Annotated in this window: 21 protein-coding genes, 2 tRNA genes and 1 pseudogene; 16 read left to right on the top strand and 8 right to left on the bottom strand. The window is 71.7% G+C overall.

Annotated features, from left to right (window positions below; translation table 11 throughout):
• Positions 1-211 precede the first annotated feature (211 nt).
• The 3 genes from ACIBM5_RS39360 (at position 212) to ACIBM5_RS39350 (ending at position 3,225) form a co-directional block, all read left to right on the top strand.
• A complete protein-coding gene (locus tag ACIBM5_RS39360) occupies positions 212-718 on the top strand; it encodes a DUF2617 family protein (RefSeq protein WP_396011495.1) in 507 nt (168 codons plus the stop codon).
• A gap of 70 nt (positions 719-788) precedes the next feature.
• Positions 789-1,214 carry a DUF350 domain-containing protein gene (locus ACIBM5_RS39355; protein ID WP_391589204.1) on the top strand — a complete coding sequence of 142 codons (426 nt, stop codon included), beginning with the start codon at positions 789-791 and terminating at the stop codon, positions 1,212-1,214.
• A 439-nt stretch (positions 1,215-1,653) separates the two neighbouring features.
• A complete protein-coding gene (locus ACIBM5_RS39350; protein WP_396011494.1) occupies positions 1,654-3,225 on the top strand; it encodes a polyamine aminopropyltransferase in 1,572 nt (523 codons plus the stop codon).
• A 60-nt stretch (positions 3,226-3,285) separates the two neighbouring features.
• Here ACIBM5_RS39350 and ACIBM5_RS39345 read toward each other — a convergent pair whose 3' ends face one another.
• Positions 3,286-4,494 carry a lipid II:glycine glycyltransferase FemX gene (locus ACIBM5_RS39345; RefSeq protein WP_396011493.1) on the bottom strand — a complete coding sequence of 403 codons (1,209 nt, stop codon included), beginning with the start codon at positions 4,492-4,494 and terminating at the stop codon, positions 3,286-3,288.
• A gap of 132 nt (positions 4,495-4,626) precedes the next feature.
• Here ACIBM5_RS39345 and murJ point away from each other — a divergent pair.
• The 3 genes and pseudogenes from murJ to pyrE all read left to right on the top strand — a co-directional run bounded on the left by murJ (position 4,627) and on the right by pyrE (position 7,882).
• Positions 4,627-6,482: pseudogene (gene murJ, locus ACIBM5_RS39340) on the top strand (murein biosynthesis integral membrane protein MurJ).
• Positions 6,483-6,569: 87 nt separating this feature from the next.
• Complete coding sequence (locus ACIBM5_RS39335; RefSeq protein ID WP_396011492.1) at positions 6,570-7,331, top strand: hypothetical protein; 762 nt, start codon at positions 6,570-6,572, stop codon at positions 7,329-7,331.
• Between the two features lie 11 nt (positions 7,332-7,342).
• Complete coding sequence (gene pyrE, locus ACIBM5_RS39330) at positions 7,343-7,882, top strand: orotate phosphoribosyltransferase (RefSeq protein WP_391589199.1); 540 nt, start codon at positions 7,343-7,345, stop codon at positions 7,880-7,882.
• Positions 7,883-8,470: 588 nt separating this feature from the next.
• Here the strand turns inward: pyrE and ACIBM5_RS39325 are convergent.
• The gene (locus ACIBM5_RS39325; RefSeq protein ID WP_391589198.1) at positions 8,471-9,142 is read right to left on the bottom strand and encodes a DedA family protein; all 672 of its coding nucleotides are present in this window, start codon (positions 9,140-9,142) and stop codon (positions 8,471-8,473) included.
• 184 nt (positions 9,143-9,326) lie between these two features.
• Here ACIBM5_RS39325 and ACIBM5_RS39320 point away from each other — a divergent pair, with 184 nt between their 5' ends.
• Complete coding sequence (locus ACIBM5_RS39320; protein ID WP_396011491.1) at positions 9,327-10,694, top strand: FAD-dependent oxidoreductase; 1,368 nt, start codon at positions 9,327-9,329, stop codon at positions 10,692-10,694.
• Between the two features lie 92 nt (positions 10,695-10,786).
• Here the strand turns inward: ACIBM5_RS39320 and ACIBM5_RS39315 are convergent, their stop codons facing one another.
• On the bottom strand, positions 10,787-11,779 hold the full coding sequence (locus tag ACIBM5_RS39315) for a hypothetical protein (protein ID WP_396011490.1): 993 nt from the start codon (positions 11,777-11,779) through the stop codon (positions 10,787-10,789).
• A complete protein-coding gene (locus tag ACIBM5_RS39310; RefSeq protein WP_391589195.1) occupies positions 11,776-12,396 on the bottom strand; it encodes a SigE family RNA polymerase sigma factor in 621 nt (206 codons plus the stop codon). The genes ACIBM5_RS39315 and ACIBM5_RS39310 overlap by 4 nt, the downstream gene beginning before the upstream one ends.
• Before the next feature lie 407 nt (positions 12,397-12,803).
• Between ACIBM5_RS39310 and fbaA the strand changes: the two genes are divergently transcribed.
• Both fbaA and ACIBM5_RS39300 read left to right on the top strand, forming a co-directional pair.
• Positions 12,804-13,826, top strand: coding sequence for a class II fructose-bisphosphate aldolase (fbaA, locus tag ACIBM5_RS39305; protein ID WP_396011489.1), 1,023 nt, complete (start codon positions 12,804-12,806; stop codon positions 13,824-13,826).
• A gap of 121 nt (positions 13,827-13,947) precedes the next feature.
• Complete coding sequence (locus tag ACIBM5_RS39300) at positions 13,948-14,364, top strand: DUF3151 domain-containing protein (protein ID WP_026219278.1); 417 nt, start codon at positions 13,948-13,950, stop codon at positions 14,362-14,364.
• A 118-nt stretch (positions 14,365-14,482) separates the two neighbouring features.
• Here the strand turns inward: ACIBM5_RS39300 and ACIBM5_RS39295 are convergent, their stop codons facing one another.
• Positions 14,483-15,469: a diacylglycerol kinase family protein gene (locus tag ACIBM5_RS39295; protein WP_396011488.1), complete on the bottom strand. Its 987-nt coding sequence runs from the start codon at positions 15,467-15,469 to the stop codon at positions 14,483-14,485.
• A 124-nt stretch (positions 15,470-15,593) separates the two neighbouring features.
• Between ACIBM5_RS39295 and ACIBM5_RS39290 the strand changes: the two genes are divergently transcribed.
• From ACIBM5_RS39290 to ACIBM5_RS39260, 7 genes are all read left to right on the top strand, one after another.
• Complete coding sequence (locus tag ACIBM5_RS39290) at positions 15,594-16,886, top strand: adenylosuccinate synthase (protein ID WP_396011487.1); 1,293 nt, start codon at positions 15,594-15,596, stop codon at positions 16,884-16,886.
• A 128-nt stretch (positions 16,887-17,014) separates the two neighbouring features.
• Complete coding sequence (locus tag ACIBM5_RS39285; protein WP_396011486.1) at positions 17,015-18,367, top strand: aspartate aminotransferase family protein; 1,353 nt, start codon at positions 17,015-17,017, stop codon at positions 18,365-18,367.
• A 287-nt stretch (positions 18,368-18,654) separates the two neighbouring features.
• Entirely contained in the window at positions 18,655-19,377 is a 723-nt protein-coding gene (locus ACIBM5_RS39280) for a GntR family transcriptional regulator (protein ID WP_391589189.1), read from the top strand.
• A 74-nt stretch (positions 19,378-19,451) separates the two neighbouring features.
• Positions 19,452-20,054 (top strand): hypothetical protein, encoded by a 603-nt coding sequence (locus tag ACIBM5_RS39275; RefSeq protein ID WP_391589188.1) that lies wholly within the window; start codon positions 19,452-19,454, stop codon positions 20,052-20,054.
• A gap of 199 nt (positions 20,055-20,253) precedes the next feature.
• On the top strand, positions 20,254-21,534 hold the full coding sequence (gene purD / locus ACIBM5_RS39270; protein ID WP_391589187.1) for a phosphoribosylamine--glycine ligase: 1,281 nt from the start codon (positions 20,254-20,256) through the stop codon (positions 21,532-21,534).
• Between the two features lie 183 nt (positions 21,535-21,717).
• The gene (locus tag ACIBM5_RS39265) at positions 21,718-23,103 is read left to right on the top strand and encodes a hypothetical protein (protein ID WP_396011485.1); all 1,386 of its coding nucleotides are present in this window, start codon (positions 21,718-21,720) and stop codon (positions 23,101-23,103) included.
• Positions 23,104-23,216: 113 nt separating this feature from the next.
• Positions 23,217-24,119 carry a phosphoribosylaminoimidazolesuccinocarboxamide synthase gene (locus ACIBM5_RS39260; RefSeq protein ID WP_396011484.1) on the top strand — a complete coding sequence of 301 codons (903 nt, stop codon included), beginning with the start codon at positions 23,217-23,219 and terminating at the stop codon, positions 24,117-24,119.
• A gap of 172 nt (positions 24,120-24,291) precedes the next feature.
• On the opposite strand, the gene ACIBM5_RS39255 is transcribed toward ACIBM5_RS39260, so the two are convergent.
• The 3 genes from ACIBM5_RS39255 to ACIBM5_RS39245 form a co-directional block, all read right to left on the bottom strand.
• Positions 24,292-24,367 (bottom strand) — tRNA-Gly (locus tag ACIBM5_RS39255).
• Between the two features lie 90 nt (positions 24,368-24,457).
• Positions 24,458-24,529 (bottom strand) — tRNA-Gly (locus tag ACIBM5_RS39250).
• A 211-nt stretch (positions 24,530-24,740) separates the two neighbouring features.
• Positions 24,741-25,067 carry an Lsr2 family protein gene (locus ACIBM5_RS39245; protein ID WP_126636576.1) on the bottom strand — a complete coding sequence of 109 codons (327 nt, stop codon included), beginning with the start codon at positions 25,065-25,067 and terminating at the stop codon, positions 24,741-24,743.
• Positions 25,068-25,352: the final 285 nt, after the last annotated feature.

Here is a 25,352-nt window from a genome sequence, read left to right as displayed (position 1 = left end):
GTTCGGTCTACCCGCCCATCCTCGCGTGCGGGTCGGGGCCGCCCACAGGGTGCCCTTCACCCATTCGTGTCAATGCCTTTCACCTTCCCGGGTGACGACGCTGTGCCTTCGGGCACCTACCGTGAGTCATGTCCCCTGGTTTGCAGCCGATTGTCGCCCCCGGGAGCCTCCCGTGGGGTCTTCCCCGTTGCCCGGACAGATGAGCGCGAGAATGCACGCCACACTCACCACCACGTACACCGACACCCGTGCGGACGACCTCGGCTGGTGCCTGGGCCTGCCGCCGCTTCCCGCGCTGGCCGAGCGCGCCGTCGAACTCGGAGGGCTGAAGCTGGAGCTGCGGCTGCTGGGCGCGTCGCACCAGATGCTGATCGGCCCCGGCCGGGGGGAGGGCGAGCCGGTGTCGGAGACGGTCGCGTGCGTGCCGGGCGCGGCCACGCCGCTGCCCGCTCGGGCGGCCACCCGGCTCGGCCGGTGGGAGTACGAGTTCACCGCGCTGACCCAGCGGCTGGAGGACACGGCGTTCGTCGCGCGGGTGCGCGAGATCGTCACCCTGGCGAGCGGGCACGAGTACGGCCTGGTCGGCGACTATCCGGGGCTGCCGCACGCGATCACCGCGATGGTGGTCGAGCGGTGCGGGGCCGGCGCGGTCTGGTCCACCTGGCACACCTATCCGCAGGAATGTCGGATCGTGAGCACTCGGAGTCGCGCGATGTGACGATCGCACGAGTCGATCCGACACAATGACGCCCCATCAGATGATCCGACGACGATGGGGGACGGCGGCCATGTTCAAGGACCTTGCGGAGGGTGTCGGCTACGCGTTCGCGTACGGGGGAGTGGGCATCGTGCTCATGGTCCTCGGCTTCGTGCTCGTGGACGTGCTGACCCCCGGCAACCTCGGCCGGCAGATCTGGATCGAGCGCAATCGCAACGCGGCCCTGGTGCTCTCCTCGGCGCTGCTGGGCGTGGGCATGATCGTCACCACGGCGATCGCGACCACCTACGACGAGTTCGGCAAGGGCCTCGCCTCCACGGCGATGTTCGGCGTCTCCGGGCTGATCCTGATGGCCATCGCCTTCCTGGTGATCGACCTGGTCACCCCGGGCCGACTCGGCGCCACCGTGGTCGAACGCGAGCCGCACCCGTGCGTGTGGGTCACCGCGTCCTCCCAGATCGCGATCGCCGCGATCGTGTCGGCATGCATCGCCTGAGCCGGCGGGGTGGGGTGGGGGTCGGCCCGGCTCGGGTCGGCCCGGCCTGACCTGACCCGGCGGGACGGGGCCGGCCCGAGTGGGCCCGCCTTCACGCCGGGGGCGGGGTCGGAGGCGGGGTCGGCGTCGCGTCCGTGCACGTGTGCCGGCTTCGGCCTCGGCTCCGGTTCCGCCTCCGGGCTCCGGCCCGGCCTCGGTTCCGGCTTCCGGGCTTCGCCCCCGGCTCCGGCCCGGCCTCGGTTCCGGCTTCCGGGCTCCGGCCCAGCCTCGGTTCCGGGCTCCGGCTCCGCCCCCGGGCCCGGCTCCGCCTTGCCCCTGCCCCTGGGCCCTGCCTCCGCCTCCCGCCCTCGGCCCCGGCCCCGCCCCCGCACTAGCCGGTTCGGGTGAACCGTCGGCGCGTTCGATGCCGCCCGGGTGCATCGCGCCTACCGTGCTCGGGGTGAACTCCCCCGCACCGCGCGCCGCGACCATCGCGCGCGTGCCCGCGGCCCGGCCGCGCCCGGCCGCGATCGCGCCCGGGCTGGCGCGGTTCGTGGTCCTGCTCGCCGTACTGGTCTGCGCGGCGTGTGGGCTGGTCTACGAACTCGCGCTGGCCGCGCTCGGCGGCACGCTCGGCGGCGATCCGGTGGTGGAGACCTCGATCGTGCTCTCGGTGATGGTCTTCGCGATGGGTGTCGGTGCGCTGGCCGCCAAGCCGCTCGCGCGCCGGGCCGCGGCGGCGTTCATCGCCGCCGAGATCCTGCTCGCGGCGTGCGGCGGGATGTGCGCGACCGGGTTGTACGCCGCCTTCGCCTGGTACGACGTCTACCGCTGGCCGATGATCGCCGTCTCGGCCGTGCTCGGGCTGCTGATCGGGGCCGAGATTCCGCTGCTGATGACGCTGGTGCAGCGGATCCGTCCGCAGGAGGCGGGCAGTGCGGTGGCCGACCTGTTCGCGGCCGACTACGTGGGCGCGCTGATCGGCGGCCTGCTCTTCCCGTTCCTGCTGCTGCCGCACCTGGGTCAACTGCGCACCGTGCTGCTCGCGGGCGTGGTCAACGCGATCGCGGGCGCACTCGTGGTCCTGTGGCTGTTCCGCACCGATCTGCGGCTTCGGCTGCGGGTGGGGATGTATGTGTCGGCGGGCGCGGTGCTCGCGCTGCTGGCCGGCACCTGGCTGTACACGCCCGCCTTCGAACGGGCCGCGCGCGACGCGCTCTTCGACGGGGACGTGGTGTCCGCCCGGGAGGGCGTGGTGCTCACCCACACGGGAGCCGGCCCCGAGTTGTACGTGGACGGCGAGCGGCGGGTGGCGGCCCCGGGGGCGAGCGAGGCCGCACAGGCGCTCGTGCACCCCGCGATGGCCGGTCGGCACGAGCGGGTGCTCGTGCTCGGCGGCGGCGACGGGCTGGCACTGCGCGAGGTGCTGCGCTACCCGGCCGTGCGCGAGGTGGTGCTCGTGGTGGCACGTGTGGCCGAGACCGCGCCCGCGCGCACCGATCCGGCGCTGCGTGCGCCGGCCGGCGACGCGTTCGCCGATCCGCGTGTGCGCGTCGTCGGCGCCGACGCCTTCGCGTGGGTGCGGGCCGCCGCGGAGCGCTTCGACGTGGTCGTGGCCGACCTGCCGGGGCCCGCCACGGGCGCCGCCGCGCGGCTGTACACGCAGGAGTTCTACGGCCTGACCCGGACCGTGCTGCGCCCGGCCGGCCGGATCGTGGTGCACGCGCCCGCACCGGACGCACACCCGCGCGCCTACTGGTGCGCGGAGGCCGGCCTGCGCGCCGCGGGCCTGCGCACGGTGCCGTACCGGGTCACCGTGCCGGGCCCGGCAGATCGCGGCTTCGTCCTCGCCGCGCTCGCCGCCGGCACCGGGCTGCGGGCCGCCGACGACGCGCCGGACCCGGCCGTGGTGCCGTTCCTGGCCGCCGACCGACTGGTCCGGGCCGTCTGGTTCCCGCCGCACGAGGCGCGCGTGGACGTGCCGCCGTCCACCCTGACCAACCCGCGCATCGCCGACTACGCGCGCGGGTGAACAGCCCGCGTACGGCCGATCCGGCTCTCCCGCAGCCCTCGTACAGCCCTCGTCCGGTGCTCAGCGGATCGACATGTACGCCCGGAACGCCTTGTGCAGCGCCGGCACCACCGGGTACTCCCATTCGCCCAGGTTCTCCACGACCCGCCCGTTGGTACCCAGCTTCCAGCGCAGCACGCCGAACAGCCGGTCGTCCGGGTCGATCACCGGACTGACCCCGCGCATGTCGTAGACCGGCACGCCGCGTTCGTGCACGTCCTGGATCATCCGCCACTGGAGGGCGTGGCTGGGGCGCACCCCGCGACCGTGGTCGGTGGACGCGCCGGTCTGGTACCACACCCGCGAGCCCGCGCTGATCAGCGTGTGCGCGGCGAGCAGTCGGTCCTCGAAGCGCGCCAGGTAGAGCTTCATCCGGCCCGCCGACTCGGTGTTGAGGGCGCGGAACTGCCTTTCGTAGTAGGGAAGTTCCCGGCCCAGTCGGAAGCCGTTGCGGCGCTCGGTGACCTGGAGCAACTCGAAGAACGCGGGCAGGTCCTCGTAGCCGCCCACGGTGATGTCCACGCCGGACTTGCCCGCCTTGGTGATCGCCCGCTTCCACTCCTGGTTGAAGCCCGCCCGGATCCGGTCCAGCGGTCGGTTCTCGAAGGGCAACTCGAAGGTGTACCGGGGCTGTGCGTCCGCGCCGTCGCCGGAGGGACGCCAGCCCAGGTCGCCCAGCCGCAGTGCGACGGTGGCGCCGAGCGGGTCGATCTCGTCGGGGGTGACCCGGTCCAAATGCTTGAGACCGTGCCTGACCGCGTCCTTGACCGTCTGCGCCTGCCACCGCCGGTGCGCCAGCGGCGGACCCATCCGCACGGTGAACACGTTCCGCCTGCGCATGAGTTCGATCAGCGGGGTGAGCCAGCGCTCCGGATTCGGATCGGTCCAGTCGATCACCGGACCCTCGGGGAGGTAGGCGAACCAGTACGGCACCTTGGGCATCTTGCGGTACAGCACCAGGGCCGACCCGACCACCACCCCGTTCGCGTCGTACCAGCCGATCCCCTCGCTGCGCCAACCCTCCTTGACCACGGCCCAGGACGGGTATTGCAGGAAGCCCGCGTCGCCGCGTCCGTCCAGATGGGCCAGGTGCGCGTCGGACGTCAGCCGGGCGACCCGCAGCCTCGGATCGCCCGGCACGGCGGAGGCGAGGGTGCCGGCGCCGGGCGCGGTGGGCGCCGCGGCGGGAACGTTCGAGCGCGCGGGCGGCGCCGGGAGCAGCGTGACCACGGGACGTCTCCTCGGGGACGGAGGGATGCGGGTAGCCCCGCTTCCTGTAAGAGCCCGTGGCAGCGGGTTTCGTCACCAAGAAATTCGGATGCAACGGAAGTGGCCTCCCGAGGACTCAGACAACGGGGGAGCATGTCGCGAACCCCGATCGAGGCCGAATCGGAGCCGTTTGTGAGCCATGTCGTCTCGGCGCCGCCGCAGGGCGGGCACGCTCGCGAGGAGAGCCGAGACGGCGCGTCCGGGACACCCGCCGGGCAGTCGGCGCGCTCGCGGGCGCCCGCTCGCCGTCCGGCCGAAGGGGGCGAGGCCGTACGCGCCGGCCGCTCGGTGTTGCGCGGTGGTGCGAGCCTGGCGCTGGGCTCCGCGGTGTCCCGGCTGACCGGCTTCGCGCGCAGCGCGACGGTGGTCGCGGCGCTGGGTACGGGGTTGTTCGCGGACGGCTACAACGTCGCGAACACGGTGCCCAACATCCTCTACATCCTGCTCGTCGGCGGCGCGCTCAACTCGGTGCTGGTGCCGCAACTGGTGCGCGCCGCCCGGCGCGACGCGGACGGCGGAGCCGGCTACACCGACCGGCTGCTGACCGCGGTCGGCTGCGTGTTGCTCGTGCTCACCGTCGCGGGCGTGCTCGCCGCGCCCGCGATCGTGTCGGCGTACGCGGACTACGACGGCGCGCAGCGCGAACTGACCATCGCACTGGCCCGGATGTGCCTGCCGCAGATCCTCTTCTACGGCGTGTTCGCCCTGGTCGGCGAAGTGCTCAACGCACGCGGCCGGTTCGGGCCGATGGCCTGGACGCCGATCCTGAACAACGTCGTGGTGATCGCGGTCTTCGGGTCCTTCCTGCTGGTCGCGCACGACGTCCGGGACGCGGCGGGCATCACCCCCGCCCAGGCCCGCCTGCTCGGCCTGGGCACCACGCTGGGGATCGTGGTGCAGGCTGTCGCGCTGGTGCCGTATCTGCGCGCCGCAGGGGTGCGCTGGCGGCCACGTTTCGACTGGCGCGGGCACGGCCTCGGCACGCCGCTGCGGATGGCCGGCTGGGCGTCGCCATGGTCGGCGTCTCCCAACTGGGGTACTGGCTGGTCACCCGGCTCGCGGTCGAGGTCTCCGACAAGGCGGTCGAGTCCGGGCTCGGCCACGGCGTGGGCTACACCGCCTACGCCAACGCCCAGTTGTTGTGGATCGTCCCGCACGGCGTGGTCACCGTGTCGATCGTGACCATGCTGATGCCCCGGATCAGCCGGGCCGCGGCGGACGGACAGCCGGCGCAGGTACGCGAGTTGATCTCCCGGGGCCTGCGGCTGAACGCGCTGGTGATCGTGCCGGTGTCGTTCCTGTTCCTGGCGCTGGGCCCGCAGGTGACGGCGCTGGTGTTCCGGCACGGGGTGACCACCGAGGCGGACACCCACGCGATGGGGCTGATGCTGACCGCGTTCGCGCCCGGGTTGATCGCGTATTCGGCGCAATACCTGATCCAGCGCGGGCTGTACGCGGTCCAGGACGCCCGCACGCCGTTCTGGGCCAACGTCGCGATGACCGCGGCCGGGGCGCTGTTCTCGCTGGTGGCCTACTGGACGCTGCCCGCCGAGTGGGCGGTCACCGGGATGGCCGCCGGGTACGGCCTCGCCCAGCTGATCGGCCTGGTCTGGGCGGCCCTGGTGCTGCGCCGGCGGCTGCGCGGCCTGGACACGATCCGGGTGGCGCGTACCCACCTGGGCCTGGCGATCGTCTCCGCCGGTGCGGCGGGCGGCTCGTGGCTGTTCGCCCGCTGGTGTACGCACGCACTCGGCTCCGGGCCGTCGGGCGCGGCCGCCGCGTTGGCGGGTGCCGCGGTGTTGTTCGCGGGGCTGGTGGTGCCGGTCGCCTACCCGCGGGCGCGCCGGTTGCGGTTGCCCGAGGGGCCGCCGATCCCGGCCCCCGATCCCGGTACGACATCGCGGGTGATCGACCCCGACGCGCCGACCGGGCGGCATCGGCGGGTGTGATGGGGTGGGCGGTAGCCGCCGACCGCACGGGTCGGTCCACGGGCGCGCCGGTCGAGCACCGTCCGCTGCCATGAACGGGGAGAACGGATGCAGTACGAAGTCGTCGTGCCGATCCCGGTCCGATCGGTCTGGGACACCTTCCACGATGCCGAACGACTGGCCCAATGCGTGCCCGGCCTGCTGTTGGACGAGCCGGCCCGGGTGGATGCCGAGGGGGTCGAGTTGATCGGTCGGTGGCGATTGCGGGTCGGCGCCGACACGGTCACCTATCGCGGCGGGCTGCGGCTCGCGGACGCGGTCGAGCCGCTGGCGCTGGTGGCGAGCGTGGCGGGCACCGAGGCCACCGAGGCCACCGAGGGCGCGGACGGCGACGGCGCGGGCCGGTTCGCCGCGGAGTTCACCGTGCGGCTGTACGACCTGGCGGCGGACGAGCCGGACGGGCCGGGCGAGACCCGGATCGTGTTCGCCGACACGCCGGAGCCGACCGACGCCGCCGATGCGGCGGCGGCCGTGCGCGACCCGGCGCGCCCGGCCGCCGCATTCGCCCGAGCCGCCGACCTGTTCGCCGCGGCGCTGGCCGACGAATTGGCCCCGGTGCCGACGGCGGACACCCCGTTCGAGCCGGTCGAGCCGATCGCGGACCCGTTCGCGACGCCGCAGGCCCGGCCCCGGCAGCCGCAGCCGCCGGCGCCGCGGCCGGCCGCGGTCGACACCGAGCCGGACCTGTGGTCCGAGGCCGGCCACGGCACCGGTCGTGCCGCGCGGCGCGCGGTCCGGATACTGGTGCCCGCGCTCGGCGCGCTGCTCGTCTGGCGTCTGGTCCACGTACGCCGCCGTCGCGCCGGTTAGGCTCCGGTGCCATGAATTCCGACCGCGATGCGCTCCTCGACCAGATCAAGACCAAGGCCGTCGTGCACGGCAAGGTCGTCCTCTCCTCCGGCCGGGAGGCGGACTACTACGTCGACCTGCGCCGGATCACCTTGGACGGCGAGGCCGCGCCGCTGGTCGGCCGGGTGATGTTGGAACTCACGTCGGATCTGGAGTTCGACGCGGTCGGCGGGCTGACCCTGGGCGCCGACCCGGTCGCCGTGGCGATGTTGCACGCCGCCGCCGCGCAGGGGCGCAAGCTGGACGCGTTCGTGGTGCGCAAGGCCGGAAAGGCGCACGGCCTGCAGCGCCGCATCGAGGGTCCGGACGTCAAGGGTCGCCGGGTCCTGGCCGTCGAGGACACCTCCACCACCGGCGGCTCGGTGCTGACCGCGGTGGAGGCGCTGCGCGAGGCCGGTGCCGAGGTCGTGGCGGTCGCGGTGATCGTCGAGCGCGGGGCCGCGCCGACGGTGGAAAAGGCCGGCCTGGAGTACCGGGTCGCGTACCACCTGGAAGACCTCGAACTGAACTGAATCAAATCCCCGCGGAGCCATTCCACCGACGGCCGCACCGTGTGATGCCTTGCGCATTCCCGGAGCGGCCGTTGCTTTTTTCGCGGTCTCGGATATTGTCGGACCCGGTTCCGACGTCGGCGCATCCGCCGACCGGACTTCCCGGGGGGGAAGTATGAATTCGTCGTGTATGTCGTCCTGCGCACTCGCCGCGATCCCGCAGCCGAGTCAATTCGCGCCGAACAGGACGTGAGCACCCCTGCCCTTTCCCCTCGGGCCGCCGGGTCGGTTCCCCGTCCGACCCGGCGGCCAACACCACCGCCGGTATCGCTCCCGTAGCGTGTCCGGGTCTCCTGCGGCGCCTCGTGCCCCGCGGGAGCGGCGTCCCACCCGAGGGCGGACGCCGCATCGAAAGCCACCCTGCTCCCGGTCCCCGTCCGGGGGCAGGGTGTTTTCGTCTCCGGGTAATAGTCGTGCGCCGGCCCGACGCACGGCGGCGCGAAAAGGTTGCACGCCCGAGCATTTCAATTCGGCCGATCGGGGCGTCGGCGCGGACAACGAAAAGCGGTGGTGCGCCATTGGCGCACCACCGCTTCGCAGCGTATGTGTTCAGTTACTCGACGACGATGACGCCGCTTCGCGCTTCGCCTCCCGCTTGCTGCGAATGACCTCGATGATGATCGGCAGCAACGAGATCAGCACGATGACGAACACCCCCGGCAGCAGGTACTTGTCGATACTGCTGCCGATCGTGTCGCCCAGTTTGTAGCCGAGCAGGATGATTCCGTCGGTCCACACCAGGCCCCCGATGACGTTCCACAGGAAGAACGTCCGCGCGGGCATCTCCAGGACGCCGGCGACGGGGTTCAGGAAGGTGCGGACGATCGGGATGAACCGGGCGAGCAGCACCGCCTTCGCCGGGCCGAACTTCTCGAAGTACTCCTCGGCCTTGGTCACGTACTCGGCCTTGAACAGCTTGGAGTCCGGTTTGTTGAACATCTTCGTGCCGAACCGGGCGCCGAGGAAGTGGCCGAGTTGGGCGCCGGCGATCGCGCACAGCGGTGCGCCCAGGAGCAACCAGGGAAGCGAGATGGACGTGCCGACGATCTCTTCCGCCGACGAGGACGCGGCGACGCCGGCCAGGAACAGCATCGAGTCGCCGGGGAAGAAGAACCCGACCAGCAGACCCGTCTCCGCGAAGATGATCGCGAGGATGCCGATGAGTCCGAACGTCGAGATGAGGGACGTCGCGTCGAGGACGTTGACAGCTTGGAATTCCACCTCTGGAGGGTAGTCCGCGCGAAGCGTGCCTCGTCACCCGTCCCCGCCCCGAACCGCGCATCATTACCGGGTCGGGACCTTGCCGGCGGGAATCGTGGGCCGGGCCGACCACGATCGGGTGCGGGCGGACGCCCGCGCCCGGCACACACGGACACACGCACGCACACAGAGTCAGGGGTAGCACGTGGGCATCGAGCGGCTGGTGGTGATCGGCGGCGACGCCGCCGGAATGAGTGCGGCGTCCCAGGCCCGGCGCCGGCGCGCCGAGGACGACCTGGAGATCGTCGTGGTCGAGCGCGGCCGGTTCTCCTCGTACTCCGCGTGCGGCATCCCGTATCTGGTGTCCGGCGAGGTGGACGGCCCGGACGCGCTGATCGCGCGCACGCCACAGGAGCACCGCGAGCGCGGGATAGACCTGCGGATGGGGGTCGAGGCCGAGGGGCTCGACCTGGATCGGCGCGAGATCGCGGTCCGCGACCTGGCCACCGGACGGGCCGACCGGATCGGCTTCGACCAACTCGTGCTCGCCACCGGCGCGGTGCCGATCCGGCCGCCGCTGCCGGGCATCGACGCGCCCGGCGTGTACGGCGTGCAGACGCTGGAGGACGCCCGCGAGCTGACCGGGTGGCTGGCTCCCGAGCACCGTACGGCGGTGGTCATCGGCGGCGGCTACATCGGCATCGAGATGGCCGAGGCGATGGTTCGCAAGGGCCTGCGGGTCACCGTCGTGGACCGCTCCGCGCACCCGATGTCCACGCTCGACCCGGACATGGGCGCACTGGTGCAGGAGGCGATGGAGGGTCTGGGCATCGAGGTGGTGACCGAGACCGAGGCGTTGGAGATCGAGGTGGTGGACGGTCGCGCGAAGGCCGTGCTGACCGCCGACGGCCGCTTCCCCGCGGACATCGTGGTGCTCGGCCTGGGTGTGCGTCCCGCCACCGAACTGGCCCGTGCGGCGGGCCTGCCGCTGGGTGCGAGCGGTGGTCTGTGCACCGACCTGCGGATGCGGGTCACCGCGGACGGCATCTGGGCGGGCGGGGACTGCGTCGAGGTGCTCAACCTGGTCTCCGGCCGCCGCCAACACATCGCCCTCGGCACCCACGCGAACAAGCACGGCCGGGTGATCGGCACCAACATCGGCGGCGACTACGCGACCTTCCCCGGCGTGGTCGGCACCGCCGTGAGCAAGGTCTGCGACCTGGAGATCGGCCGGACCGGGCTGCGCGAGAAGGACGCGGCGGCCGCGGGCTACGAGTTCGTGAGCGCGACCATCGAGTCCACCGGGCGGGCCGGCTACTACCCGGGCGCCCGGTCGATGAAGGTCAAGATGATCGCGGAGCGCATCACCGGTCGGCTCCTGGGCGTGCAGATCGTCGGCCGGGACGGCGCCGCGAAGCGGATCGACACCGCGGCGGTCGCGCTCACCCACCGGATGTCGGTCGAGGAGATGACCTCCCTGGACCTCGGCTACGCGCCGCCGTTCTCACCGGTGTGGGACCCGATCCTGGTCGCGGCCCGGAAGGCGGCCCAGAAGGTGGCGGAGGGCCACTGACCACACCCATGGCACGCACCCACGGCACGCACCCGCGGCGGCGCGTGCCGTGGGTGCGGCGTGGTGTGCTCTCGTCCGGTCGGCAGCGTGCATCAGCCGGTCGTGCGGGGCTTGAAGCCCGACAGGTCCACGGACGCGACCACGTGGTCGATGTTGGTGTCCGCCTTCGGCCCGGCACTGGTCGCGAAGATCTCGATGCCCAGATCCGGCATCGACCAGGTGCGCACCCTGAAGTCCTGACCGCCCTTGCAGGTCACCGAGACCACGCGGTACTCCGCGCCGTGCCCACCGACCGTGCGCTTCTCCCGGGTCACCACCTCGGGCGTGATCGTCTCGGCGCTGTCCAGGAGGCCCAGGTGCCCGTCCTTCGCGCACAACGGCTGGGTGGCGTAGTTGTACGCGGAGACGTCCAACAGTTTCGCGTAGCTCCACACGTCCGGATCGCCGACCGAGTTGACGAGGATCCGCGCGGAGTCGAGATCGCAGGGGTACTTGACGTCCCCCGTCACGGGCGCGGAGAAGCAGCGGCTGGAAAGCGTGCCGTCGCTCATGGGAGTGCCGGGCCGGTCACGCCACCCGGACGGCACGGCGACTTTGATCGCCTGCGCCCCGAAGGACTTGCTCGGCGGCCGGGTGCTCGTCGGCACGCTCGGCGTGCCGACGCGAGTCGGGGGCGTCGTGGACGGAGTGCTCTCGTCCGGCGGCTCCGAGTCGGGCACGGACGGGGGAGCGGTGGTCCCGGGCACACTCGGCGGCGGCGTCGTCGCCGCGGGCGGCGGCGCCAGGGACATCGCGGTGCGCTCCGGGGGGGTCGGCAGTGCGCTCACCGACATCGGCCGGTTCGCGGGCGCACCCGCGGTGTGCTCCGGCGCGCCGATCAGGGACACCCCGCCGAAGGCCGCGGCCACGGCGGCCAGCACCGCGAGCGGGATGCCGACCCTCCCGACCCGACTCCGGCGATCCTCGTTCGACGTGGGCGGGCCCGGCGGTCGCAGCGAGCCGAGCGTGACTGAGTCCGCGCGCGAGGCCAGGGCCGCGCGCAGCAGATCCTCCATCGATTCGTCGCGCGCATCGCGTTCGGTCACGACTGTTCGTCCTTCATGAGTTTTTCGAGGGCGTCGATGGCACGGCTTGCCGTGGACTTCACCGCTCCACGGGAAAGCCCGAGGGTCTCGGCTATCTGGGCCTCCGTCATATCGGACCAATAACGCAGCACCAGCACTTCGCGCTGTCGCGGAGCCAGACGCTGCACCGCCCCGAGCACCCGCAGGTGCTCCTCGGACAGGACCACCGCGTCCTCGGGCGAGGAGGCGTCGGGTTCGTGCGGGGGCACGTAGGCACGGGCGGTACGCCGGCGGCGCAGTACCGAGCGGGAGAGGTTGACCACCGAGGTGCGCAGGTAGGCCAGCGCGTTGTCGACGTCCTCCAGTTCCTCGCCGAAGCGCCGGTACAGCGCGGTGAAGGCGTCCTGGACGACATCCTCCGCGGTGCCGAGGTCGTCGACGAGCAGGATGGACAGCCGGACCATGCCGAGCCGTTGGGCGTGATACAGCTCGGTCAACGTCGGGCGGGCCGGCGGTTCCCCGCCGCCGCGCAGGATTCGAAATCGCGACCGACGTGGTGCCTCCGGCGCCGTCGCGTTCTCCGACGGCGAGCCGGACGACTGGTCGCCCCCGAATGCCGGCATGCTCAGCAGCGCCACAGCCCCGCCGCCCCCTTCGCTGTCATGAGACCGCCCCCACCCTCCGTGCACAGCCTGTGTCCTGGTGACGTCCCGGGGGCCGACAGGTTGCGTGTCCACCCGAAGTTCCGGGTGTGCATGACGAACGCGACCACTGGGGAGGCTGTGGACAAAGAACCGAGGACGAACCGCGACCAGGGCGCCGCGAAGGCCGGTGTCACTCCCCGCGGGTATCCCCAGAGCCCGGTGCGGCCCGGCCGCATCGACCTGACGCTCCGTCAGATATTGCATTCGCTCCCCCGAACGGGGAGGACGGGATGCGGTGTCGTCCGGAGCGGTCTGCCAGGATGGGCGGCAAGCGGGGATACGGCCGTCCGTGTCCGAAAACCCTCATATCACCGCTTGGCTGAGCAACGAGGAGCAGACGCATGCCCATCGCAACTCCCGAGGTCTACGCCGAGATGCTCGACCGGGCGAAGGCCGGTCGATTCGCCTACCCGGCGATCAACGTGACCTCGTCCCAGACCCTGAACGCCGCGCTGCGCGGCTTCGCCGAGGCGGAGAGCGACGGCATCGTCCAGGTGTCCACGGGCGGCGCGGAGTTCCTGTCCGGCACCACCGTCAAGGACATGGTCGTGGGCTCGGTCGCGTTCGCCGAGTACGCGAAGGTGGTCGCGGAGAAGTACTCGGTGAACATCGCCCTGCACACCGACCACTGCCCCAAGGACAAGCTCGACGGGTTCATGCGCCCGCTGATCGACATCTCGGCCGAGCGTGTGGCCAAGGGTCAGGACCCGCTGTTCCAGTCGCACATGTGGGACGGCTCGGCCGTGCCGCTCGACGAGAACCTCGAGATCGCCCGTGAGCTGATCGCCAAGTGCGCCGCCGCGCGGATCATCATGGAGCTGGAGATCGGCGTCGTCGGCGGCGAGGAGGACGGCGTCGACAACGAGATCAACGACAAGCTCTACACGACTCCGGCCGACGCGCTGGAGACGGTCGAGGCGATCGGCCTGGGCGAGAAGGGCCGCTACATGCTGGCCGCGACGTTCGGCAACGTGCACGGCGTGTACAAGCCGGGCAACGTCAAGCTGCGTCCGAGCATCCTCAAGGACATCCAGGACGCGGTCGCCGCCAAGTACGGCCGGGAGAAGCCGTTCGACCTGGTCTTCCACGGCGGCTCGGGCTCGCTCCTGGAGGAGATCCGCGAGGCGCTCGACTACGGCGTGGTCAAGATGAACGTCGACACCGACACCCAGTACGCCTTCACCCGCCCGGTCGTGGACCACATGCTGCGCAACTACGACGGCGTGCTCAAGGTGGACGGCGAGGTCGGCAACAAGAAGCTGTACGACCCGCGTTCGTACGGCAAGGCGGCGGAGACCGGGATGGCCGACCGCGTGGTCGTGGCCTGCCAGGACCTGCGCTCCGCGGGCACCCGGCTCAAGTAGCGGGCCCCCGGCTCGAGCAGCAGGCGCCGGGCCGCACCCGCCTCGTCGAAGCCCGCGACCACGAGGTCGCGGGCTTCGCGTCGTGACGGGCGATCGGCCGTGATGGGCAATCATGGGGACCATGACCATCGATCAGAACCTTTTCGGCGGACCCGACCCCACCTATCTGCCCGAGGAAGCCGAGCCGCTGGCGCTGCTCGTGGACGGAGTGCCGCCGGCCGAGGTGGCCGCGAAGTTCCCGACCTTCTCGCTCGCGTGGGCCGACCTGGCCGACGACGCGTTCGCCAAGGGCAACGTGATCGAGTCCTACGCCTACGCCCGGGTCGGCTACCACCGCGGCCTGGACGCACTGCGCCGCTCCGGCTGGCGCGGCCACGGCCCGGTGCCGTGGGAGCACGAGCCGAACCGCGGCTTCCTGCGCTCGCTGCATGCGCTGGCGCGGGCGGCGGGGGCGATCGGCGAGGAGGAGGAGTACTCGCGCTGCACGATCTTCCTGCGGGACAGCAGCCCGGCCGGTGCCGACGCGCTCGAAGGCTGAGTCGGACCCGGCCTTCGACCGAGGTGGCCTCGAACGCCGGCCGGGCCGAATGTCTTCGGCCCGGCCGGCGCTTCGGCCACGGTCCCGGAAGTCGGGCGCCCGCGGCTGCGGTGTGCGGCTACGCCGGTACGAACAGCCGCCATCCGGTCGGGCGCACCGTCCAGGTGCGCAGACGGACCGGCCCGGTCGCCATGCCGTCGGCCGCGTAGGTGAAGTCGCGACCGCACACCGTGATCTCGTGTGCGCGCAACTGCACCAGTGCGTCACGGGCCTGGGCCGCGCCGAACCGGGCGGCTCCCGGATGCCCGGTGATCATCACACTCGCCGTACCGACGCCGTCCGCGACGGCCGCGTCCGGTAGGGCGTGTGCGCCATTGGCACTGTTCGTCCTGTTCGTTCCGTTCATTCCGTCGGTGCCGTCGGACCCGTTCGACGTGACTTCCGTCATCTTCGACCCCGGTGTCACCGAGCCGTCGCAACCCAGATGCACGGACAACACCGGCCGATCCATGTCGGCAACGACACACCCGTCCGCCTCGATTCGCAGTCGGTGACCCGAGGGTCCCACCGCCGCGCCGACGGTGCTCGACACGGTCCGCACGGCGTGGTCGACCAGCATGCGCCAGCCGCGCCCGAGCGTCGGCCGCGCCGGCGCCGAACGGGTCGAGCGCACGCCGTGACCGATCCGGACCGAGCGCAGCGCGAGCCCGCCCAGATCGTCCGACATCAGGTCGAAGGAACGTTCGTTCTCGCCCAGGGCCACGCGTGCGGCCTTGGCGGGCTCGGCCGGCAGGCCCAGTGCCTCGGCCAGTCCGTGGCCGCGTCCGGTGTCCACCGGGACGATGCCCAGGGGCGTGTCGCCGAGCTCGCCCGCACGATCCAGTAACCGCGCCACGGCGTGCACTCCGGCATCCCCGCCGATCACCACGACACGCCGACGGCCCCGCCGCGCGAGTGCGCGTTGCAGGTCGGCGGTGTCCGTGGGAATGACGATCTTGCTGGGGGCGCAGGCCCGCAGAACATCGAGCGCGACCCGGACGGATTCGCCGTCCGCCGAGCGAGCCGCAGGGTCCGTGATCACGAGCAGCGAGCGCTCGGCCGACACCGGTCGTCCTTCCTCAGGTAACCTCTCCCCGCAAGAGCCCCTTGCCGCGCACCGCGTCAAGGGGCTTGGACCGTCCGGGGCTCCCGTTGTCAAACATGCCCCGCCTGGAAGGGGTGTACGCCTCATGCCCGCACTCGTACTCGTCGGCGCCCAATGGGGAGACGAGGGCAAGGGGAAGGCTACCGACCTGCTCGGCGGATCCGTCGACTACGTGGTCCGGTACCAGGGCGGCAACAATGCCGGCCATACCGTTGTCATCGGCGATCAGAAGTACGCCCTCCACCTGTTGCCCTCCGGCATCCTCACGCCCGAGTGCACGCCCGTCATCGGCAACGGTGTCGTGGTCGACCCGGGGGTGCTGCTCCACGAGATCAGCACCCTGGTCGAACGCGGCATCGATACCTCCAAGTTGCTCATCTCGGGCAATGCGCACCTGATCACGCCGTACCACCGCACCCTCGACAAGGTGACGGAACGGTTCCTCGGCAAGCGCAGGATCGGCACCACCGGGCGCGGCATCGGCCCGGCCTACGCCGACAAGATCAACCGGGTCGGGATCCGCGTCCAGGACCTGTTCGACGTCGGCATCCTGACCCAGAAGGTCGAGAGCGCGCTGTCGGACAAGAACCAGATGCTGGTCAAGATGTACAACCGCCGCGAGTTGCGGGTCGAGGAAGTGGTCGAGGAATACCTCGGCTACGCCGAGCAGCTCGAGCCGTACGTCGCCGACACCACGCTGGTCCTGAACCGGGCCCTGGACCAGGGCAAGGTCGTCCTGCTCGAAGGCGGCCAGGGCACGCTGCTGGACGTGGACCACGGCACCTATCCGTTCGTCACGTCCTCCAACCCGACCGCGGGCGGCGCGTGCGCCGGATCGGGCATCGGCCCGACCAAGATCACCGGCGTGATCGGCATCCTCAAGGCGTACACCACGCGCGTGGGTGCCGGACCGTTCCCGACCGAACTCTTCGACGAGGACGGCGAGGCGCTGCGCCGGATCGGCCACGAGCGCGGGGTGACCACCGGTCGCGACCGGCGCTGCGGCTGGTTCGACGCGGTCATCGCGCGCTACGCGACCCGGGTCAACGGGCTCACCGACTTCTTCCTGACCAAGCTCGACGTGCTGACCGGCTGGGAGGAGATCCCGGTCTGCGTCGCGTACGACATCGACGGCGTGCGGCACGACGAACTGCCGATGTCGCAGACCGACTTCCACCACGCGAAGCCGATCTACGAGAAGCTCCCCGGCTGGACCGAGGACATCACCGGCGCGCAGAGCTTCGACGATCTGCCGAAGAACGCGCAGGCGTACGTCCGCGCCCTGGAGGAGATGTCCGGCGCGCCGATCTCGGCGATCGGCGTCGGCCCCGGCCGCACGCAGACCATCGAGATCAACAGCCTGCTCCGCGGCAAGTAGCGGGCAGGCGGCGGCCCGCAGGGGCCGAGGACACGATGCGGGGCCGGCCGACACACTGTCGGCCGGGCCCCGTGATCGTTGACAACCTGACGGGTGGAGCGGTGTTTGTCCGGCCGTAGGGTGGCCGCATGAGCACTCTGGACCCGGCGGCCGGGAAGGCCGTCCACGACGCCGACCGCGCCCACGTCTTCCACTCCTGGTCCGCACAGGGGCTCATCAGCCCGCTGGCGGTCGCGGGTGCCGAAGGTTCCTACTTCTGGGACTACGAGGGCAACCGATACCTCGACTTCGCGTCCCAGCTGGTCAACACCAACATCGGCCACCAGCACCCCAAGGTCGTCGCGGCGATCAAGGCGCAGGCCGACAAGTTGTGCATGATCCAGCCGGCCTTCGCCAACGACGCCCGCAGCGAGGCCGCTCGGCTGATCACCGAGCTCGCGCCCGGCGACCTCGACCGGGTCTTCTTCACCAACGGCGGCGCCGAGGCGAACGAGAACGCGATCCGGATGGCGCGCCTGCACACCGGTCGGCACAAGGTGCTCTCCACCTACCGCTCGTACCACGGCGCCACCGCCAACGCGATCGCGCTGACCGGCGACCCGCGCCGCTGGCCGAACGAGACCGGCGTGTCCGGCATCGTGCACTTCTGGGGCCCGTACGCCTACCGCTCCGCCTTCCACGCGGACGGCGAGGCGCAGGAGTGCGAGCGTGCGCTGGCGCACCTGGAGAACACCATCGTGTTCGAGGGTGCCCAGACGATCGCCGCGATCGTGCTGGAGACCGTGGTCGGCACCGCCGGCATCCTGGTGCCGCCGGCCGGCTACCTCGCCGGGGTCCGGGCGCTGTGCGACAAGTACGGGATCATCTTCATCGCCGACGAGGTGATGGCCGGCTTCGGCCGCACCGGTGCGTGGTTCGCGGTGGACAACTGGGGCATCACCCCGGACCTGATCACCTTCGCGAAGGGCGTCAACTCCGGATACGTCCCGCTCGGCGGCGTGATCATCTCCGACCGCATCTTCGAGACCTTCCGCGAGCGCCCCTTCCCCGGCGGCCTGACCTACTCCGGTCACCCGCTCGCGTGCGCCGCCGCAGTCGCCACGATCACCGCGATGCGCGAGGAGAAGATCGTCGAGAACGCCAAGTGGCTCGGCGAGAGCGTGATCGGCCCCGAACTGCGCGCGATGGCCGAGCGGCACCCGAGCGTCGGCGAGGTCCGCGGCCTCGGCGTGTTCTGGGCGATCGAGCTGGTCAGGAACAAGGAGACCCGCGAGCCGCTGGTCGCCTACAACGCCGCCGGCCCGGCCGCGCAGCCGATGAACGAGTTCACCGCGGCGTGCAAGGCCCGCGGCCTGTGGCCGTTCGTCAACATGAACCGCACCCACGTGGTGCCGCCGTGCACGAGCACCGAGGGCGAGGTCAAGGAGGGCCTGGCCATCCTGGACGAGGCGCTGACCGTCGCGGACGCCTTCTGCGCGTGAGCACCCGCTGACCCCTCCTGCGGATCCGCCCGACCGGTTCGGGCGGTCCCGCTCGGAGCTTCGCAACGAGCCGTACCCGCACCCCGACCGGTGCGGGTACGGCTCTTTCCGCCTCCGCGGGCCGGTCGTTCGCGGATCCGGAGGTCGAACTCCCGACGTCGCGGGCCAAATCGGATGGGCACGTTGTTCCCCAAATCGGATATCCGTTCATATGATCGACGCGATCGACTTGATCGGACGGATGCCCGTCGGCGCGACGGCGCCGACGGCCGGCGGGAAGAGACCGCGTGCAGTCGGCACAGGGCAGTGTTTTAGACGGCGGCCTGCTTTTCGGCTCGGCCGATCCCATCGGCGCAGGCGCCCCGTTGCGGCGGACCAGCCTGCGCCAGGAGATCGCCGAGGTGCTCAGTGACGACCTGGTGACCGGGCGGCTCGCCGCCGGTACCTCGCTCACCGTCAACGAGACCGCGCAACGCTTCGGCGTCTCGGCAACTCCGGTACGGGAGGCGCTGATCCAACTGGCCGCGCAGGGCCTGCTGCTCGGCGGCCACCACCGCGGCTTCCAGGTGTGCACCTTCACCTGGACCGACTTCGCCGAGATCGTCGAGTCCCGTCGACTGCTCGGCGTCCCGCTGATCGGCCGGGTCGCGCGCACCGCGCCGGAGGAGGCGATGCCCGCGCTGTGTGCGCTCGGCGATCGGCTCGACGCCGCGCGATGGAACGGCGACGTGTCCGAGGTGGCCCTGCTCGATCGCCGCTTCTTCGCCGAACTCGGGCGCTGGAGCGGCAATCGCCGACTGGCGGACGTGCTCGCCGTGCTCCGGGTCCAGGCCTGGATGTACATCGTTCCCTACCTGCGCGACGCCCCGCCGACCGCGTCCGGCTGGGGCCGCTACCGCGAACTCGCCGACAAGGTCGCGCGACGCGACGCGGAGGCGGCGATGGCCCTGATGCGCGACTACACCTCGGTCGGCCGCCGGCTCGCCCGCGAACTCGCGGACGCGCGCTGACGATCGCCCCGCCCCAGGACGGTACGGTGGCGCCCTGACCCGCCACCCGCACCGACAAGACCGGGAGCTGCACCGTGGATTGCGACGTCTGGCTCGTTCCGCTGGTGGACGCGCTGTGTCACAACCCGGAGAATCCGTTCCGCGACGAACTGGCCGCCTACGACGCCGCGCTCGTCGGCAACGGCCTGCCGGCCGTGCCGGTGCGCACGTGGCAGCCGGGCACCGCGGAGGTGCGGTTGGCCGGCGCGTTCGACCACGAATCGCTGCACTACCTGCGCCGCGCCTATCTGCTGCACCGCACGGGGTTCCCGGTCACCCCGGTGGAGCGGCTGGGCGAGGACTACGACCGGCTCCTGGAGACCTTCGAGGCCGCCGCCCAGTTCTCCCACCTGGTCTGGCACTACGACCACGCGGGCGCCTACCTGCCGATCGACTTCCCGCAGCCGCTGATGGACGACCCGCTGCCCGAGGACGGCGGGCCGCTGGGCTCCAGCCTGGGCATGCTGCGCGAGCTGGAGGACCTCGCCCCCTACATCGGGGTGGACCTGCTCGACCCGCCCCGACCCACGCCCACCTACGACGGAGCGCCGTTCGCCCGCGAGCGCTTCGTGTGGGCGACCCTGTACGCCGCGGCGCAGGAGAGCGTGACCCTGGGCGCGATGGTGGTCTTCGCCTGAGTTCGGTGCTCGTGCCGCACGGCATCAGTGCCGTGCGCCGGCAAGGTTCACCCCGGCGCGGCGCCCGACACGGCACCTCGCCGCCCCGCCGAAACATCCGAGTACTCCGGTACGAGAACGTTCCGGCGGCACACCGAGGCACCACACCGGACACCGCGCCGGGTCAAACGTTGCCGGCGCACGGCACTAGGCTGCCGGTGTGAAGGTCCTCGTGATTGGCAGCGGTGCCCGTGAGCACGCGCTGTGCCGCTCGCTCTCCCTCGACTCCGCGGTCTCCGCCGTCTACTGCGCGCCCGGCAACGCCGGCATCGCCCAGGTGGCCGAGCTGCGCCAGGTCGACGCCCTCAACGCCGGGGACGTGGCCGACCTCGCGCAACGGCTCGGCGTCGACCTCGTCGTCGTCGGCCCCGAGGCGCCGCTGGTCGCCGGTGTCGCGGACGCCGTGCGCGCCCGTGGCATCGACTGCTTCGGCCCGTCCGGCACCGCCGCCCGGCTGGAAGGCTCCAAGGCGTTCGCCAAGGAGGTGATGGCCGCGGCCGGCGTGCCCACCGCGCGCAGCTACGTGTGCACCACCCCCGAGGAGGCCGACCACGCGCTGGACGCGTTCGGGCCGCCCTACGTGGTCAAGGACGACGGCCTGGCCGCCGGCAAGGGTGTCGTGGTCACCGACGACATCGAGGCCGCCCGCGCGCACGCCGCGTCCTGCGACCGCGTGGTGATCGAGGAGTTCCTGGACGGCCCCGAGGTCTCGCTGTTCGTGCTGTGCGACGGCAACGACGTGGTGGCCCTGCAGCCCGCCCAGGACTTCAAGCGGGTCGGCGACCAGGACGCCGGCCCCAACACCGGCGGCATGGGCGCCTACACCCCGCTCCCGTGGGCCCCCGAGGGCCTGACCGAGGACCTGGTGCGTACCGTTGCCCAGCCCACCGTGGACGAGATGCGCCGCCGCGGCACCCCGTTCTCCGGCGTGCTGTTCATCGGTCTGGCGCTGACCTCGCGCGGCCCGCGCGTGATCGAGTACAACTGCCGCTTCGGCGACCCGGAGACCCAGGTCGTGCTGGCGAGCCTGGCCACCCCGCTGGCGGGCGTGCTGCACGCGTCCGCCACCGGCCGCCTGGGCGAGCTGGAGCCGCTGCGCTGGCACGAGGGCGCGGCGGTGACCGTCGTGATCGCCGCGGAGAACTACCCGGCCACCCCGCGCACGGGCGACCCGATCAAGGGCCTGGCCGAGGTGGCCAAGCTCCCGCACACCTACGTCCTGCACGGCGGCACCCGCCGCGGCGAGGCCGGCGACGTGTTGTCCTCCGGCGGCCGGGTGCTCTCGGTGATCGGCACCGGGGCGACCCTGGAGCAGGCATGCGAACGTGCGTACGAGGGCGTCGCGCTGATCGGCCTGCCCGGCTCGCACCACCGCACCGACATCGCGGCCAAGGCGATCCGGGGCGAGATCAGCGTCGCCGGCGGGGTCGCGAACAGCTGAATTCGGCCGTTTGCAGTCGTCACCGGTCGGCTCGAACACACACAGCCGTCCGGCCCCGGATCTCACTCGCAGGGATGGTGTTCGGCCCGAAGGGGCTGAACACCCGAACTCGTCGCATTATCGTGCGAGCACCGCGGGTCGTGACCGACGACTCGGACGAGTGATCCCCGGATCCAGGATCGGATGAGGGCGATGCGTGTGGGCGAGTCGGCCGAACCACTGGCGTTGGCCGAGGCGCGCGCGCGGGCGCGCGCGGTGCTGTGGGTGCGCAACGGCGCCGTCCTTGCCGCGCTCACGGCCGCCGGCCTGCTGCTGTACGGCGCCTCGCGCACGTTCGGCGCGAGTGCGCCGGGAACGCTGCTCGCCGCCTCGGCGGTGGCCCTGGTGGCCGTGCTCGCCTGGGTCGCGCTCGACCTCGCGCTGGTACGCAGGACCGGCGTCCCGGCGATCACGCTGAGCCCGCGGGACGCCCCCGAACTGCACACGATGGTCCGCGAACTGGCCGAGGAGCTGCACGTTCCGATGCCGGACGGCATCCGGCTGTGCCCCGAATGCGACAGCTGGCTGGAGCCCGACCCCCGACGGGCCCGGCGCACCGTGCTGGTGATCGGCGCACCGTTCCTGTGGTGGCTGCGGGAGGGCGAACTGCGCGCCCTGCTCGCCCCGGTCGTGGCGGGCACCGAGGCATCGGCCGAACCCGCCGTCGCGGGTGCGCGGCGCTGGGTGCGCAGGCTGGACGCCGTCGCCGACGTGCGCCGCTCACTGGGCCCGCTCCCGCTGCGCCCGGCCCGCCGCGTCTCCCGCGCGTTCGCCCGCCAACTGCTGGGCCTGTGCCAGGGCCACGCCGAGCTGATGGAACGCGAGATCGCGGTCGGCGCGGCGGCCCTGGCCATCCCGCTGGAGCCGGAGCTGCGGGCCGCCGCGCACGAACAGGTCGGTCTGGCCTACGCGGGCTGGGACCGGCTGCTGACCCGCCTCGCGGCCCCCGCCTGGACGATCGGACGGCGGCCGGACGCGCTGATGGCGGGTGTGGTGTCGGCACTGACCGAGCTGTCCCGGCGGGACAAGCTCGCGAACGCGTTCGGTGCGCGCCTGACCGAGCGGCCCGCCAGCGACCTGCTCACCGACCCGGACGCCATGGACGGCGAGATCTCCCGCCTGGCGGCGGGCATCTTCGCGGACAATCCGACCCCGGACCCGGTCCGCTGGGCGGACTACCCGCAGGCGGTCATCGAGCCGGTCTGGCGGGCCCGGGCGGCGGCCTTCGCGGCCCCGGTCGACGACGCCCTGGCGGGGCTGCGCCGGGACCCGGACGAGGGCCGGCGCAGGGCCGCCGACCACCTGTTCGCGGTGGTCGCGTGCGCGGCCCTGGACACCGGCCGGATGCGGCCGGCGGTGGACTGGCTGGACGGCCCGGTCCTGGTCGACGGAGCCGGCCGGGCGGTCGACCTGGCGACCCTGATCACCCGCGCCGTCGACGAGGGCAACGACGCCCCGCTGCGCATGTGGCTGGCCCGCATCGGCATCCCCACCCGGGAACCGGTCCACCCGGGCGGCTCCGCCGCCTAGGCCCCGGCGGTGGGCCGGCACATTCCGGCCCCGAGGGGGGTCGTGAAAGACTCGGCTCGCCTCGCCCCGGCGCAGAAGCGGCGAGCCCACGACCCGAGAAAGTGCTGGTTTCAGTGAGCGGATTCGTCACCAAGCCCGAGCCGGTCGAGGTTCCCGGCCTGACCCACATCCACACCGGCAAGGTGCGTGATCTGTACACCGACACCGACGGCAACCTCGTGATGGTGGCGAGCAACCGGATGTCGGCCTTCGACTGGGTCCTGGACCCGGAGATCCCGGAGAAGGGTCGGATCCTCACCAGCATGTCGCTGTGGTGGTTCGAACTGCTCGCGGACCTGTATCCCAACCACGTGATCTCCACCGAGGTCCCGGCCGGTGCCCCCGCCGACTGGGCCGGCCGTGCGCTGGTGTGCCGGCGCCTGGACATGGTGCCGGTCGAGTGCGTCGCGCGCGGCTACCTGGCCGGTTCCGGCCTGGTGGAATACCGCGACGCGCGCACGGTGTGCGGGATCGCGTTGCCCGAGGGCCTGACCGACGGCTCCGAACTGCCCGCGCCGATCTTCACCCCGGCCACCAAGGCCGAGGTCGGCGAGCACGACGAGAACGTGTCGTACGACTACGTCGTCGAGCACCACGGCGCCGAGCTGGCCACCACGCTGCGCCAGGCCACGCTGGCCGTCTACGGCCGGGCCCGGGACATCGCCCGCGAGCGCGGGATCATCCTGGCCGACACCAAGTTCGAGTTCGGCCTCGACCCGGAGGGCCGGCTCGTGCTGGCCGACGAGGTGCTCACGCCCGACTCGTCGCGCTTTTGGCCCGCCGACGAATGGGAGCCCGGGCACGCCCAACCGTCCTTCGACAAGCAGTACGTGCGCGACTGGCTGGCCTCGCCCGACTCCGGCTGGGACCGCGCGGCGGACACCCCGCCGCCGGCCCTGCCCGAGGAGGTCGTCCGGCGTACGCACGAGAAGTACGTCGAGGCGTACGAGCGACTGACCGGCCGCCGCTGGGCCTGAGCACCGCACCCGATCACCGCCGGGCTCCCTGCCGGGGCCCGGCGGTGTCGTGTTCCGGCACACCCGCGGGGCCGGGCATCCGGATGCCCGGGCACGTGCGTCCCGCAGGCCCGGGACCTGCCGTATGCGCACAGCAAGAAGGCCGGATCACCTGGGTGATCCGGCCTTCTCATGGAGCGGACGACGAGATTCGAACTCGCGACCCTCACCTTGGCAAGGTGATGCTCTACCAACTGAGCCACGTCCGCACGACTCGGGGTTTCGGCCCCGCGTTGTGTCCCAACCCTACCCGATCCGCGGAGGTGGTTGCCACCAACCTCGGTCGAAGGGTCGAGCAGAGCAGGCGACAGGAATCGAACACTGCGTCTCCCCCTTGGAAAGGGGGCGCTCTACCACTGAGCTACGCCTGCGTGTGTTCCCCGGTTTCCCGGGTGCAAGAGAACTCTATAGGACCCCGGGAGGTGCCAAGTACGCTCCGGAGTCGGATCGCTACAGATGTCCGGCTTTGCCGGGAAAGTTCTTTCGCGGGGTCCCGATCCCCGTCCTGCCGACTGGCGCAGGACGGGGGCCGGAAGGCCCGGCCGGACGTGGATCGCGCCGGATGCCGGGAGGATGGTGCCGTCAGTTGGCGGTGTTGGCGGCCTCGAATTCCGCGTACACGCGGGCCGGGATGCGCCCGCGGGCGGGCACGTCCATGCCGCGTGCTCGGGCCCAGGCCCGCACCGCCGCCGGGTCGGAGGTGACGGTGGTCTGACGGAACGGCTTTCCCGTGCGCGCGGTTCGCCGCGCGACCGCGAGATAAGGAGCCAGGGCATCCCGCATCTGCTGAACGTGCTCTTCCGAAAGGTCGATTTCATACGACTTGCCGTCGAGGCCGAAACGGATGGTTTCCGTGGCCTCGCTTCCGTCGATGTCGTCGTGCAGGCTGACGACTACACGCTGGGCCATGGCGGTGTCCTCTCGGGTGATAGCACCGAGGCGAAAAACAAAACTACATTGCCGATTCTAAGCGCTAAACGCGAACCGTTGCGGTGTGGTCCGCTGTTCTTCGGTTCGGTAGGCGCTAATTTACCGGTCGGCGATTCGTTTTCACGATACGCGAGATATTCCTCTCGCCGCGCGCGGGTGGGCGTGTCCGTCCGTCGGCCGAGCAGGGATCCACAGCCTGTGGACAACATTCGATCGCATCCGCGGTCGAGTGGGGCGAGGTAGGGCACATTGCCCGTTTCGAGG

The sequence above is a fragment of the Embleya sp. NPDC050493 genome, from assembly GCF_044458105.1.
In the GTDB taxonomy this organism is placed as follows: Bacteria; Actinomycetota; Actinomycetes; order Streptomycetales; family Streptomycetaceae; genus Embleya.
This window is presented reverse-complemented; position numbering and strand designations above follow the sequence as displayed.

Coding starts and splice junctions, on each gene's coding strand:
- ACIBM5_RS39360 (WP_396011495.1), top strand. CDS start 212: ATGCACGCCACACTCACCACCACGTACACCGACACCCGTGCGGACGAC.
- ACIBM5_RS39290 (WP_396011487.1), top strand. CDS start 15,594: ATGCCCGCACTCGTACTCGTCGGCGCCCAATGGGGAGACGAGGGCAAG.
- ACIBM5_RS39245 (WP_126636576.1), bottom strand. CDS start 25,067: ATGGCCCAGCGTGTAGTCGTCAGCCTGCACGACGACATCGACGGAAGC.
- fbaA (WP_396011489.1), top strand. CDS start 12,804: ATGCCCATCGCAACTCCCGAGGTCTACGCCGAGATGCTCGACCGGGCG.
- ACIBM5_RS39265 (WP_396011485.1), top strand. CDS start 21,718: ATGAGGGCGATGCGTGTGGGCGAGTCGGCCGAACCACTGGCGTTGGCC.
- pyrE (WP_391589199.1), top strand. CDS start 7,343: ATGAATTCCGACCGCGATGCGCTCCTCGACCAGATCAAGACCAAGGCC.
- ACIBM5_RS39355 (WP_391589204.1), top strand. CDS start 789: ATGTTCAAGGACCTTGCGGAGGGTGTCGGCTACGCGTTCGCGTACGGG.
- ACIBM5_RS39285 (WP_396011486.1), top strand. CDS start 17,015: ATGAGCACTCTGGACCCGGCGGCCGGGAAGGCCGTCCACGACGCCGAC.
- ACIBM5_RS39300 (WP_026219278.1), top strand. CDS start 13,948: ATGACCATCGATCAGAACCTTTTCGGCGGACCCGACCCCACCTATCTG.
- ACIBM5_RS39335 (WP_396011492.1), top strand. CDS start 6,570: ATGCAGTACGAAGTCGTCGTGCCGATCCCGGTCCGATCGGTCTGGGAC.